At 63.6% G+C, this 13648-nt stretch carries 14 protein-coding genes; 2 read left to right on the forward strand and 12 right to left on the reverse strand.

Annotation, left to right across the window (positions count from 1 at the left end):
- Positions 1-9: 9 nt before the first annotated feature.
- From flgC to CP958_RS16890, 12 genes are all read right to left on the reverse strand, one after another.
- The gene (gene flgC / locus CP958_RS16840) at positions 10-420 is read right to left on the reverse strand and encodes a flagellar basal body rod protein FlgC (RefSeq protein ID WP_041040847.1); all 411 of its coding nucleotides are present in this window, start codon (positions 418-420) and stop codon (positions 10-12) included.
- Between the two features lie 11 nt (positions 421-431).
- The gene (locus CP958_RS16845) at positions 432-830 is read right to left on the reverse strand and encodes a flagellar basal body protein (protein WP_009871161.1); all 399 of its coding nucleotides are present in this window, start codon (positions 828-830) and stop codon (positions 432-434) included.
- 246 nt (positions 831-1076) lie between these two features.
- On the reverse strand, positions 1077-1205 hold the full coding sequence (locus tag CP958_RS27380; RefSeq protein ID WP_269078874.1) for a hypothetical protein: 129 nt from the start codon (positions 1203-1205) through the stop codon (positions 1077-1079).
- 161 nt (positions 1206-1366) lie between these two features.
- Positions 1367-1705, reverse strand: coding sequence for a hypothetical protein (locus tag CP958_RS16850; protein WP_009871160.1), 339 nt, complete (start codon positions 1703-1705; stop codon positions 1367-1369).
- A 164-nt stretch (positions 1706-1869) separates the two neighbouring features.
- On the reverse strand, positions 1870-2190 hold the full coding sequence (locus CP958_RS16855; protein ID WP_009871159.1) for a hypothetical protein: 321 nt from the start codon (positions 2188-2190) through the stop codon (positions 1870-1872).
- A gap of 131 nt (positions 2191-2321) precedes the next feature.
- On the reverse strand, positions 2322-2771 hold the full coding sequence (locus tag CP958_RS16860) for a DUF411 domain-containing protein (protein ID WP_009871158.1): 450 nt from the start codon (positions 2769-2771) through the stop codon (positions 2322-2324).
- Between the two features lie 19 nt (positions 2772-2790).
- Positions 2791-4014, reverse strand: a complete 1224-nt coding sequence (locus tag CP958_RS16865) for an HD-GYP domain-containing protein (protein ID WP_009871157.1) — start codon at positions 4012-4014, stop codon at positions 2791-2793.
- Positions 4015-4046: 32 nt separating this feature from the next.
- Complete coding sequence (locus tag CP958_RS16870) at positions 4047-4679, reverse strand: cytochrome c (protein WP_009871156.1); 633 nt, start codon at positions 4677-4679, stop codon at positions 4047-4049.
- Positions 4672-7806: a CusA/CzcA family heavy metal efflux RND transporter gene (locus CP958_RS16875; RefSeq protein WP_009871155.1), complete on the reverse strand. Its 3135-nt coding sequence runs from the start codon at positions 7804-7806 to the stop codon at positions 4672-4674. The genes CP958_RS16870 and CP958_RS16875 overlap by 8 nt, the downstream gene beginning before the upstream one ends.
- A gap of 19 nt (positions 7807-7825) precedes the next feature.
- Positions 7826-9271 (reverse strand): efflux RND transporter periplasmic adaptor subunit, encoded by a 1446-nt coding sequence (locus tag CP958_RS16880; protein ID WP_009871154.1) that lies wholly within the window; start codon positions 9269-9271, stop codon positions 7826-7828.
- Positions 9268-10524, reverse strand: coding sequence for a TolC family protein (locus CP958_RS16885; RefSeq protein ID WP_160295529.1), 1257 nt, complete (start codon positions 10522-10524; stop codon positions 9268-9270). Before CP958_RS16885 ends, CP958_RS16880 begins: the two co-directional genes overlap by 4 nt.
- Before the next feature lie 75 nt (positions 10525-10599).
- The gene (locus CP958_RS16890; RefSeq protein WP_096703374.1) at positions 10600-11025 is read right to left on the reverse strand and encodes a FixH family protein; all 426 of its coding nucleotides are present in this window, start codon (positions 11023-11025) and stop codon (positions 10600-10602) included.
- 174 nt (positions 11026-11199) lie between these two features.
- Between CP958_RS16890 and CP958_RS27075 the strand changes: the two genes are divergently transcribed.
- Positions 11200-12573: an ATP-binding protein gene (locus tag CP958_RS27075; protein ID WP_160295528.1), complete on the forward strand. Its 1374-nt coding sequence runs from the start codon at positions 11200-11202 to the stop codon at positions 12571-12573.
- Positions 12570-13298: a response regulator gene (locus CP958_RS16900; protein ID WP_009871150.1), complete on the forward strand. Its 729-nt coding sequence runs from the start codon at positions 12570-12572 to the stop codon at positions 13296-13298. Before CP958_RS27075 ends, CP958_RS16900 begins: the two co-directional genes overlap by 4 nt.
- Positions 13299-13648: the final 350 nt, after the last annotated feature.

Here is a 13648-nt window from a genome sequence, read left to right on the forward strand (position 1 = left end):
TGGCCGGGCCTATTTGAGCAGGTCCATCGTCCGGTCCATCATCGTCCGGGAGGTCTGGATCACCTGGAGATTGGCCTCGTAGCTGCGCTGGGCCTCGCGCATGTCCATCATCTCGATCAGCGGGTTGACGTTGGGGGCCAGCACATAGCCGTCGCGGTCGGCGGCCGGGTGCTTGGGATCATAGCGCCGCTGGAATTCGGCGTTATCGGGGCGGACCTTGTCCACCTTGACCAGTTTGGTTCCCATCTCGCGGTCGAGTTCGTTCTTGAAGGTTACCGTCTTGCGCTGGTAGGGCAGCCCCTCGGGAGTCTGGGCCAGGGAATCTGCGTTGGCGAGGTTCTCGGAAATCACCCGCAGCCGCTGCGACTGTACCTTCAGGCCGGATTTAGCGATCTTCGAACTGTTCATCAAGGGGTCCATGACCATCCTCCTCAAACGCCGGTGCGACCGAGCGCAAGGCGCATCATCTTCAGGTTCTTCTGGTAGATGTCGGCGGCCATGTTGTGGGCGCCCTTGGTGTCGCTGATCTTCGCCATCTGCTCCTCCAGCACCACACCGTTGCCGTTCGGGGTGCTCTCGAAAGGCTTGCGCGTGGTTTCTACGGCAAGGGGATTACTGGCTGGACCGGCGATATGCTGGGAATGGGTGGTGGCGAGCGGCGGTGCCTGAACCTCGGCCAGCATTTCCTTGAAGTCAAATTTCCTGACGTCCCTTGGCAGATAGCGTGGGGTGTTGGCGTTGGCCACATTCCCGGCCAGCACCTCTTGTCGTTGGGCGGCCCAGTCCATGCGCGCCCGCGCCATCTTGAAGATCGTGAGCTGGTCGAGCATGTCCTTAGCCCTCCAAGCCCTTCGACGATTCAGTGCCGGTCGTTTCCATGGTGGCCTCCCTCCCTGGGGTGCCACCATCACAGCATCGCCATGTAAATGGCTGATGTCGGCGATTGTAAACTTTTGTAAACATCCGCCTGAGGAGGAAGACGATGGTGGGTTCAGTCGGGGGAAAGCCCCGCCACCATCGCCCCCATCGGGCCGTCGAGGGTGTGCGCAGCCCGATATTCCCTCTTTTATCCCGCCCTAATGCGAATGACCGGTACCGCCGTAGGATGGGGAGCGCTCGGAATCGGCGTTGCGGTAGCGCCCCGTGGGCTCACAGGCGGCAAGCGCCAGTACTGCGACGATCAGGATGGTGAGCTTCTTGGACATTAGGCGCTTTCTGGGGTCAGTGTTGCGGAGTGTGGAGAGGCGATGATGGCTCGGCGAGGGGGGAGCGCCGACCATCATCGCTCGCCCGCAAAAACGGTCGGCGCCGATGACCGTTCTCGCCCCGAAGCGGCGTCGGGGGTGATGACGCCGCTTCACTGGACTTACTTCGGCTGGTAATTGTGCTCGGTCGGATGGGTGATCTCGGGGAGCTTCAGCCAGGCACGGACCACATCGAGCCGCAGCATCGCCTCGTGGTCATTGCCGCCCTTGCACAGCGACTCGGCCTGACGCATCTGCCCGTTCATATAGGTTTCGGACATGGCGTTGTGGTCGTGATCGGCTCGGGTCTTCTTTTCGGCCAGCTTGCTGTAGGGATGCGGCACGGCCTTCCAGGCGGCCTGCATTTCCGCAACTTGGCCTTCGCAAGCCGGGGCGGCGGAAGCGGACGTCGCGGCGATGGCCATCAGGGTAACGGCGGCAACGGCGAACAGGGTCTTCATGGTCAATCTCCTTCTCGATTTCCGTCGCGTCCTGCGACTGCCCCATTGGAACAGGGCTTCGGACATCGTCAACGACCTGAATTGTAAAGTTTTGTAAGTTCCGATCGAGAGATGGGGCCGGCCCGTGAAGTCCGGCCCCATCCATTACCGGATAATCGCGGTCCCTACTTCTTGGCGGGCGGCGTGACGGGCATCTGGTGATCCCCGCCCGACGGAAGGGTATGGGGATCCAGCGGGACGTTCTTGGCATCGTGGGCCGGCTTCGTCTGCGGCCCCATCTGATGCTCTGGACCCGTCATGATCTGGGAATGGGTATCGACCGGGATATTCTTGGCGCCATAGGCCGGCTTGGTGTCGTTGTTCATCTGGTGGTCACCACCCGACGGAAAGGTGTGAGGGTCCAGCGGTTCCGACTTGGTCTGGGCGAAGGCCGGCGCGACCGCGATGGCGGCGAGGACGGCGGCGGCGATCATGAGCTTCTTCATTTTAGTCTCCTCGGTGGGCGGGGCGTTGCCCCCCTGTGGGGCCCCTGCTTCCCGCGACACACCTATTGGACCACCTGTACGTAAATGGCAGACGACAGCGCGTGTAAAGATTTGTAAAGCCAGCCTGAGGATCAATATATCCCGAAAACCCTGATCCCACCGGGGCCGAAAGCCTTGACGACATTGTCCTCCTTCGGGCCGTCCATTCCCGGGGAACCTGACGGCATGCCCGGCGAGGCAATCCCTGTGAAGCTGGGACGCTTGGTCAGCAACTTGTCGATGGCCTCCACCGGCACATGACCCTCCACCACATAGCCATCGATCTTGGCGGTGTGGCAGGAATGCAGGCTGTCGGGCACCTGAAGGCGCCGTTTCAGGTCTTCCATGTTGTCGACGTCGATGACCGTGACCTTGTAGCCATTGCGCTGAAGGTAGGTCGCCCAGCCCTTGCAGCAGCCACATTGCGGATTCTTGTAAACGACGGCCTCGCGTGCCGCGACGGGTGACGGCTGGAACGCGACAAAGGTGGCGGCAGCGCCCAGAGCGACAGCACCGGCGAGAATGAGACGTCGAGGGATCATGGGTTTCATCCTGTCTGGTTCATCCGAAATAGCGTTTCAGTTCGACCGCCAGTTCCCTGCGTATATCCCGGTCGGTGCCGTTGCCGTAATGGGCGTAAAGCTCATTGGCACGGTCGAGAAAGCGATCCAGCAGTTGCGGATCGAAATGCCGCCCGCGCTGCTCCGCCAGAAGGTTGCTGGCCAATTCAAGGGGAAAGGCCAGCTTGTAGGGCCGTATCGAGGTCAGGGCGTCGAAGACGTCGGCAATGGCGAAGATCCGGGCCAGCAACGGGATGTTCTCCCCTGTCAGGCCCTGCGGATAGCCACTTCCATCGAATTTCTCGTGATGGCCGCCGATGATCTCGACGGCCGGAGCGAGCCAACGGGACTGGGCGACAATATCGACGCCATGGCGAACATGACTTTTCATCACCTCGAATTCGTCGGGACTCAGCGAGCCGGGCTTGAGCAGGATGTGGTCGGGAATGGCGATCTTGCCGACATCGTGCAGGAAGGCGCCGCGGATCAGGTGGCGAATCCGCTCGGCCCCCAGCCCCATGCTTTCAGCCAGGCGGATGGCATAAAGGGTGACCCGGTAGTTATGGGCGTCGGTGTCACTGTCGCGCTTGGCGATGGCACTGCCCAGGGTGACCAGCGCATCGAGATTGGCCTCGATGGCATCGCGGGCATGGTGCAGCACCTGTCGTTCGAGCCCGAGGATGAGCGGGATGAGGATCAGGGTCGAGGTGACGACGATGAGGAAAACACCCGCCACGGACCACACGACCTGCCGGAACAACTCACGGGCCAGGGGCTCCTCGACGCGGTAAAGGCCGGTGAACCGGCCGACGGTATCGGCAAGGGGAAACGACAGCAGCATGTAGGTTCGGCCGCCATCGGTGAAGTTGAGGTGGCTATGCTCGACATCCGCCGTGGACAGCAGGGTGTCGAGCCGCTGCCGGGCGGACGTGGGCATATCGCCTTGCCGGATTTCCTGGGTGGGACTTCCATCGCCCGCATCGACCCGGAGGTAAAGGAAGCCGCCGGTCGCCAGGGTGGGCGCTCCGGTCGCGCCTTGGCTCCCGCGCAGGGCGTGGATGAGGTGAAGGGCCTGATCACGGGCCAACCGCTCGACCAAGCTGTCGAGCCGCTCCATCTCCACCATGTAGGTGATCCCGCCGCCAAGAATGGCCAGGACGATGCCGCCCAGCCCGATCAGGCCGACGATCTTGCGCCTCAATCCTCGCAGCCGGCCGGTCGTCATGTTGTCCTCGTCAGCTTCACCCGTTTGCGTCGTCAGTGATGGCCATGGGAGTGGGAATGACCATCATGCTTGTGTGTCGGCGCGGCTGCTTCCGCCACCGGTATGGCGGCGGGGGTAGGCATCGCCCCCGTGTCATGCTGGTGATGGCCGGCGGCTTGATCGATCTCAGCCGTAAGTCTGACGTACTCCGCCTCCGTCATCTTGGGCAGTTGCAGCATGAGGGCGACCACCGGCCACAATTCCTCATCACCGTGATCGGCCCAGGCGGGCATACCCGACATCTTGATGCCGTTCTTGACGATCCAGAACAGTTCGGCCGGGCCACGATGCTCCGCCGCATGGCGAAGATCGGGGGGCGCGGGGTACATTCCGCGGGCGATGACGTCCGGCTCGATGCCGGGAGCGCCGTGGCAGACGGCGCAATGGGCACGGTAGTGCTCGACACCCGCCATGATGCTGACCCGATCCTCCAGCCCGGCCGGCACGGCAATGCCAGCGGCGGCGTTGCGGATGGAATGGTCCCGGATCGTCTCGATCGCCCAGGTGGTCGCCGGCCAATGCCGGGTTCGGGCCGATACGTCGAAGGTCGAGAGGGCAATAGCGGCGGCCCCGCCGATGGCGGTGAACAGGCCCGCCGCGATAAAAGTGATGGAGCGCCTATTCATGAGCCTCTTCCTTTCGGTTCGGCAGACCCCGCTGCTTGATCAGGCCGTAGATGGCCGGGATGACGATCAGGGTGAGGATGGTGGACGACACCATGCCGCCGACCATGGGCATGGCGATGCGGCGCATCACCTCCGAGCCGGTGCCGGTACTCCACATGATGGGCAGCAGACCGGCCATGATCGCCACCACCGTCATCATCTTAGGCCGCACCCGCTCCACCGCGCCCTCCATGATGGCTTCGTAGAGATCGGCACGGGTGAAGGGCAGCCCCTCGGCGACGCGTTTGGCCTTCAATTCGTTCAGGGCGTGGTCGAGATAGATCAGCATCACCACGCCGGTTTCGGCGGCGACGCCAGCCAGGGCGATGTAGCCCACCGCCACAGCCACGCTCATGTTGTATCCCAGAACCCATTGCAGCCACAGCCCGCCCACCAGGGCGAAGGGCAGCGACAGCATGACGATCAGGGTCTCGGTCACCCGCTTGAAGTTGAGGTAGAGCAGCAGGAAGATGATGGCGATGGTCAGCGGTACCACGATCTTCAGCTTCTCGATGGCGCGTTCCATGTACTCGAACTGGCCCGACCAGGTGACGAAGTAACCGGGCGGCATCTTGACCGACTCGGCCACCGCCTTCCTGGCATCGGCCACATAGCCGCCGATATCGCGGTCGCGGATGTCGACGTAGATATAGGCCGACAGCAGGGCGTTCTCCGTGCGGATGCCAGCGGGGCCCTTGGACAGCCGTACCTTGGCCAACTGGCCCAAAGGCACCTGGGCGCCGTCCATGCCCGACACCAGCACCCGGTCGGCGATGGCCTGGGGGTCGGAGCGGAACTCGCGGGGATAGCGGACATTGACCGAGAAGCGCTCGCGCCCCTCCACCGTGGTGGTGACGGTCTCGCCGCCGAGCGCGGTCAGGATCACCTCCTGGAAATCGCCGATGGTGATGCCGTAGCGGGCCAGTTGGGCGCGGTCGGGTTCGATATTGAGGTAGAAGCCGCCGCCGATACGCTCGGCATAAGCCGAGGTGGTGCCGGGAACAGTGCGCACCACCGCCTCGATCTGGCGGGCGATCTTCTCCATCTCGTCCAGATCCTTGCCGAACACCTTGATGCCGATGGGGGTGCGGATGCCGGTGGACAGCATGTCGATGCGGGCACGCAGCGGCATGGTCCAGGCGTTGGACACGCCGGGCATCTGCAAGGCCTTGTCCATTTCGGCGATCAGCTTGTCGGTGGTCAGGCCGGGCCGCCACTCTGCCTCGGGCTTGAGGTTGATCACCGTCTCGAACATCTCGGTGGGGGCAGGATCGGTGGCGGTCCCGGCGCGACCGGCCTTGCCCCACACCGATTCGACCTCGGGGAAGCTCTTGATGATCTTGTCCTGAGTCTGGATCAACTCGGCCGCCTTGGTGATGGACAGGCCGGGCAGGGTGGTCGGCATGTAGAGCAGGGTGCCCTCGTTGAGCGTCGGCATGAACTCGCTGCCCAGTTTGGACAGCGGGTACCACGACGCTGCCAGGGCGGCCAAGGCCACGGCGATGGTGACGATCTTGGCCTTCATCACCCCGGTGATCATCGGCCGGTAGCTCCAGATCAGGGCCCGGTTGATGGGATTCCTGTGCTCGGGAATGATCTTGCCCCGAATGAACAGCATCATCAGCACCGGCACCAGGGTCACCGACAGCAGCGCCGCCCCCGCCATGGAAAAGGTCTTGGTGAAGGCCAGCGGCTTGAACAGCCGTCCCTCCTGGGCCTCCAGGGTGAAAACGGGGAGGAACGACACGGTGATGATCAGCAGGCCGAAGAACAGGCTCGGCCCCACCTCGATGGCGGCGGCGATCAGGGCCTCGGCCCGGCTGTCGCCCGGTTTCATGCGCTCCAGATGCTTGTGGGCGTTCTCGATCATGACGATGGCGGCGTCCACCATGGCCCCTACCGCGATGGCGACACCGCCCAGGCTCATGATGTTCGATGTCATGCCCAGGGCCTGCATGACGATAGCGGCGATCAGCACGCCCACCGGCAGCATGATGATGGCCACCAGGGCCGAACGCAGATGCAGCAGGAACACTAGGCAAACGGCGGCGACGATCAGGCTTTCCTCGATCAGGGTGTGCTTGAGGGTCTCGACGGCCCGCAGGATCAGGTCGGAGCGGTCATAGACCGCCTTGATGGTGACGCCTTCGGGCAGGCCGGAGGAAACCTCGGCGATCTTGGCTTTGACCCGTTCGATGACGTCCAGCGCATTCTGGCCGAAGCGTTGCAGCACGATGCCGCTGACCACCTCGCCCTCGCCGTTCAGTTCGGTCAGGCCGCGCCGCTCGTCGGGGCCGAGCTCGACCCGAGCCACGTCGCGCAGCAGCACCGGGGTGCCACGTTCCGACTTCAGCACCAACTGCTCGATATCGGCGATGCCGCGCAGATAGCCGCGGCCACGCACCACGAATTCGGTCTCGGCCAGCTCTACCACCCGGCCGCCCACGTCGATGTTGCTCTTGCGGATGACCTCGGTGATCTTGGCCAGCGGGATGTTGTAGGCCTGCAGGCGCTGGGGATCGACCACCACCTGGTATTGCTGGACGAAGCCGCCGACGCCGGCCACCTCGGCCACGCCCTCGGCCTTGGCCAGCTGGTAGCGCAGATACCAGTCCTGGGTGGTGCGCAGTTCGGCGAGAGTGCGGTCCTTGGCCAGCACCACGTACTGGTAGACCCAGCCCACGCCGGTGGCGTCGGGGCCCAGTGTCGGGGTCACCCCGGCCGGCAGGCGCTTGGCGGCGAAGCTGAGGTATTCCAGCACCCGCGACCGCGCCCAGTAGATGTCGGTGCCGTCCTCGAAGATGATGTAGACGAAGCTGACCCCGAAGAACGAAAAGCCGCGCACCGTCTTGGAGCGGGGCACGCTCAGCATGGCGGTGGTCAGCGGATAGGTGACCTGGTCCTCCACCACCTGGGGGGCCTGACCGGGCACCTCGGTATAGAGAATCACCTGCACGTCGGAGAGGTCGGGCAGGGCGTCCAGCGGCAGATGCTTCACCGCCAGGGTGCCGGCGCCGACAATGAACAGGGTGGCTAGTAGCACCAGGAAGACATTCTTGGCGGACCAGCGGATGATGGCGGCGATCATGATCGGGCTCTTCCCACTCTCAGTGGTTGTGGAAGCTCTGGAGTGCGGCGCGCAGATTGCTCTCGGCGTCGATCAGGAAGTTGGCGCTCACCACCACCTTTTCCCCTTCGGCCAGGCCTTCCTGGATCTGAATCAGGCCGCCGGCCCGGACGCCGACCTTGACCTCGCGCGGTTCGTAGCGGCCTTCGCCGCGCTCCACCAGCACCGCTTGCTTTGTGCCGCTGTCCAACACTGCCGAGTCGGGGATGGTCAGGACCGGCCGGTCGGCCACAGGCGAGGCCAGCTCCACCGCGCCGTAGAGGGCGGGCTTCAGGTGGCCGTCGTGGTTGGGCAGTTCGATCCGTACCTTGGCGGTGCGGGTCTCAGGCGTCACGGTGGGATAGAGGAAGGTGACCTTGCCGGTGAAGGTCAGACCCGGCAGGGCGTTAAAATTGACGCGGGCGGTCTGGCCGAGATTGACCTGAGCCAGATCTTGCTCGAATACCTCGGCGATCACCCAGACGGTGGAAAGATCGGCGATCTGGTAGAGCATCTCGCCCGGCATGAAACGCATGCCCTGGATGGCCCGCTTCTCCAGCACGATGCCCGAGGCTGGCGCGGCGAAAGACAGGGTGCGGGTGATCTGGCCACCCTGACGCAGCTTCTCGATCTGGGCGGTGGGGATGTCCCAGTTCTTCAGCCGCGCCAGGGCGCCATCCGCCAGGGACCGGGCGGCATCGCGGGCCTCCGGGCTGGCGTTCTCCAGGGATTTTGCCCCCGTGGCGGCTACCAGGAATTCCTGCTCGGCCAGCACCAGATCGGGGCTGTAGACCTCCATCAGCGACTGGCCGCGTTTGACCGCCTGACCGGTCTGGTTGACGTTGAGGCGCTCGATGTAGCCCTCGAACTTGGACGCCACCACATGGAGGTTGCGCTCGTCCACCTGGACCGAGCCCACGGCGCGGATGGAGCGGGCCAGGGTGGTCATCCGGGCGGCCTCGGTGCGGACGCCCAGCTTCTGGACCTTGTCGAGGCTGACCTTCAGGGTGGTGCCGTCGTCCTCACCCTCATAGACCGGGACGTAATCCATGCCCATGCCGTCCTTCTTCGGCACCGGGGAGGTGTCGGCCAGACCCATGGGATTGCGATAGTAGAGAATCTTGCCCTTGCCAGCCGGCTTGGCGGCAACGGGTTCCGGCTCGGGATCGGCGTAGACCGGGGTGTAGTCGCGGCCCTTATCGTCCTTCTTGGGCACCGGCGAGTAATCGGCATTGCCGTCGGGATGCTGGTAGAACAAGATTTGGCGCTCTTTAGCGACCTGCGCCGCCGCGTCGTGGCCGGTATGGGAGCCGGCGGCAGCTGGCGGTGTGGCGGTATTGGTCGCCGGGGCTTTGTGCGGTTGGCCGGAACGGCCCAGCCAGTAGCCGCCGCCCAGGGCGGCGATAACGGCGACACCGCCGAGCAGGATGGCGCGTGTGGTGCTCATAGGTCGCCTCCCACCAGCTTCTCCAGTTCGGCCAAGCGCATCTGCTGCTCGAACAGCACCTTGATCAGGTCGATGTTAGATTTCCACAACTGCTGCTCGGTCTGCAGCACGTCGATCAGATCCGACCGCCCCAGTTCATAGCCCTTGGCGGCGGCCTGAAAGCCGATCTCAGCCTGGGGTAACTGGCTTTCGCGCAGCAGCCTCTCCACCTCGCGGGCGGATTTCAGGCTGATCCAGGCATCGGCTACCTCGTTGCCCAGTTCGAGGGCGCGCAGCTCGCGTTTGGTCCGGGCGGCGCCGGCCATGGCCTTGGCCTCGCCGATTTCTGAAGTGCGCAGGTTCCATTGCAGCGGGATGTTCATGGCGACCATGGCCTCATAGCCGCGCCATTCGCCCTCGCGCTTGACCGCCCCGGCGGTCAACTCGAAATCGGGATACCAGCTTTTCTCGGCCAAACTAAGTGCCTTGTCCGAGCCCTCGATGGTCACTTGCTGCGCGATGATCTCGGGATTGGCGCTTTGGGCCCGATCCGTCAAGGCGGTGAGGTCGAGGGCTTCCATGGCCGGGATGACGCGCGGTGCCGGGGCTTCCACCAGGGGAGCATCGAGCGGACGGGCCAGCAGGCGGTTGATCTTGACCCGGGCCTTGCGGCGCTCACCGTCCATGCGGACGATCTCGGTGTCCAGCACCGACTTCTCGACCTCGGAGCGGGTAACATCCTGCTGCCGCCCCAGGGCTTGGCCGTAGCGGGCCCGCGCCAACTTGGCCAGGGTGTCCAAGCGCCCCCGAAGATCACGGGCGGCATCAATTGCCAAGTGAGCGGAATGGTATTCGGCATAGGCCACCTTGACCTTGGCCACCAACTCGTTCTCCACCTGCCGCTTGAGGATGGCGGCCTTGCGCGCCCCGGCCTCGGCGATCTCGCGCTTCAGGTCGCGCTTGCCCCAGAACGGCAATTCCTGGCTGACCCGCAGCTTCTTGGTGGTCTGTGAGGCCGGATTAGAGGGGAAATTGCCGCCATTGCGGTTGGTGCTCCAATCCTCGACCGCCAGCGACACCTTGGGGTCGGCCAGCGAACCGGCGCCATCGACCTTGGCCAGAGCAGCAGCAGCCTCCAGGGCGGCAATCTGAAGCTCTGGGCTCATCTGGCGGGCGATGGAGATTAGGTCATCGACCGTACCGCCAACGGCAGCATTGGCCTGATGATCATGACGATGTTGGCCTTCTTCCGCCCTGGCTGCCGATGCGAACATCAGTCCAACCGCGACCAAAGCCGTTACCGCAGGATTTCGCCGGTTCATCGCCATATTTTCCTCTTCCGATTGGTATCAGTGCTTGTGGTCGGCGCTACTGTGGGCAGCCGCGGCCGCGACGAAGGGCACGGATCCCGAAATGGTCGTGGCTTCACCCTGGACCTTGGCGGACACCGTTAGGGTCCAAGGCCCCGCCATGCCGATATCCGCGGTGAAAGGGTAGATGCCCTTCCCATCAGGAGTGTTGGGCGCCACCTTGGTCGGCATTGGGGCCATGTTACCCATGGGCATTTCCATCCTGGGCTGAAAGAGAATGGCGCCCGCCACCGGCTTGCCATCGGGCAGATGGATCAGTCGTACCGCTACCGTGGCTGTGGAGGAGACCGCCACCTGAGAATCCACCGCCTCGAAACGGTAATCCTTGGGGTCGGCCAAGGCCGTACTCGAGGCGGCACCCAGGCCCACCACCATGCTCATCACCGCCATCAACTTCAGTCGCATCGTCGGCTCCCGATCAAGTCAAACCTGACAATCGGTATACGCCCCAGGGAGAAGGATGGCGTGTAAATTTATGTAAATGAGCAAGACACGATTCTTTACCAAATCCCCTCTCGCACCGTAGCCACGGTGGCGGTAATGATGATCTGTAAGTCCGAAAGACCGGAGAGTTCTCGAATGAGGTCATTGCTTCCCGATTCCATCGCCGGTCGGACGATGATCGTCCTGTTGATCGGGCTGACGCTGTCGCACATCGCCAGCACCTGGGTGCTGTCCTCCGACCGCCATGATACTCTCATCGAAACCAGCGAACGCCTGTGCGCCGATCATATTGCCGTCATCGCCCATCTAATCGAGCGGGCTTCTCCTCAAGACCGAGGCGCCATCGTCGGTGGGCTAGGTGGGGCACTGACCGAAATCACCCTGTCGGACCAGCCCAAGGTCGGTCTCATTCACCAGGATGAGGAGGAACTGTCGTTGATGCAAACGGCACTGCAGCCCTATTTTGGGGCGGTGGAGCATCCCCGCCTGCATGTGGTGCATCACCGAACGGAAAGCGGAGAGCAAGCTGGATTTTGGCGGAACTTAGCTGCCGGCTTCCCCCATGACCGGATTATGCAGGTGTCTTTCCAGTTGGAGAGCGGAACCTGGGTGAACTTCGACATGGCCATGGTCCGTGCCGCCACCCTGTGGTCGCCCCATGCCGCCCTTTCGACTCTGGTGATGATGGTCGCCGTCCTGGTGTTCGGCACCTGGGCCACCGGCTGGGTGGGCCGCCCGCTGGCCACCTTCGCCACCGCAGCTGACCGCCTGGGCCGCGATGTCAATGCTCCCCGATTGCCCGAGGGCGGGCCGCGCGAGGTTCGCCGCGCCGTAGCGGCCTTCAACGAAATGCAGAGCCGTATCCGTCGCTTCGTCGAGGATCGAACCCAGATGCTGGCTGCCATCTCCCATGACCTGCGTAGCCCCATCACCCGCCTGCGTCTGCGTACAGAACTGCTACCCGAGGGTGAGGGGCGCGACAAGATGTTGCGCGACCTGGACGAGATGGAAACCATGGTGGCCTCGTCCCTGGATTTCGCCCGTGGCGAGGCGGTCGATGAAACGACCGAGACCATCGACCTCGCCGCCACGCTGGAGGCCATCTGCGACAACGCCGCCGACATGGGCCTCGCGGCGGAATTTGAATGGGAGCGGCGCTTGGTCTGCGCCTGCCGCCCCGCCGCGATCAAACGAGCGCTGGCCAATCTGATCGAAAATGCCGCCCGCTACGGCCGGCAGGCCAAGGTCAGGGCTCATGCGACCGATCAGGCCGTCGAGGTGGTGATCGAGGATTCCGGCCCCGGCATTCCCGAAGCCGAACTGGACAAGGTGTTTGGCCCATTCTACCGGGTCGAAGGCTCGCGCAACCGCAAGACCGGAGGAATCGGCCTGGGCCTGACAGTGGCCCGCGGCATCATCCGCGCTCATGGCGGCAATATTCTCCTCCAGAACCGCCAGGAAGGCGGCTTGCGTGTCACCGTGACCTTGCCGCAGGAGGGCGTGCCATGACCCATGTCCTGATTGTCGATGACGACCCTGAGATCTGCGCCCTGCTGACCCAATTCCTGACGGGACAAGGCTACACCGTTGCCACGGCAGGCGACGGCGATACCATGCGCCAGGCGCTAGTGAACGAGGCTGCCGATCTGGTGATCCTCGACCTGATGCTGCCGGGTGAGGACGGCCTGTCACTGTGCCGCCACCTGCGGGCTACAACCAGCCTGCCGATCATCATGTTGACCGCCATGGGCAGCGAGACAGACCGGGTAGTGGGCTTGGAAATGGGAGCCGACGACTACCTCGCCAAACCGTTCAGCACCCGCGAACTTCTGGCCCGTATCCGCGCTGTCCTGCGCCGGGCTGGTCAGATGATGCAGAGCGCCCCCAGAGAACCCACGCCAGCAGATGAACCAGTCGAAATCCTGGAATTTTCCGGCTGGCACCTGGACGTCTCCCGCCGCCGTCTGACCTCACCTGACGGCGTCCTGGCGGAAATAACCAGCGGCGAATTCGACCTACTGCTGGCCTTCCTTCGCCATCCCCATCAGGTGCTCAGCCGCGACCAGTTGCTTGACCTGGCGCGAGGGCGGGTTTCTGGGCCGTTCGATCGCACCATCGACGTCCAGGTCGGCCGCCTGCGCCGCAAGATGGAGACTGACCCCAAAACGCCCGAATTGTTCAAGACGGTGCGCGGTGGCGGCTATGTGCTGACGGTGGATGTGAAATATAGCTGAGATACGTATAAATATGGATTGGCTTGGAGAAGGTTCTCCTCCAGCCTCCTCCCCTCCGCCACTTCATCTTCAAGACATCTCATTCTCCGAGACCTTGCGCCGAAAGGCGCGGGGTTCCGGCGGTTTTCACCATCCATTCCGAACCGGAGAGACTGGATTTCGGAATCTTTGCGCGCCGTATTCTCCCCTTTTCTCCGTTGGCCAGTAGGGCGGTTCGGTTTGATTTCCCGACCGTGGAAACGCCGACGACCCGGATGGGGTGCCCGGGCCGTGGGATAGGTCGGTTGATGGATGGTCAGGCGACGTTCAGCAGCGCCCGCTGATCGCTCCAATCCAGGGGCAGGTCGACA

Source organism: Magnetospirillum sp. 15-1 (assembly GCF_900184795.1).
Taxonomy (GTDB): domain Bacteria; phylum Pseudomonadota; class Alphaproteobacteria; order Rhodospirillales; family Magnetospirillaceae; genus Phaeospirillum.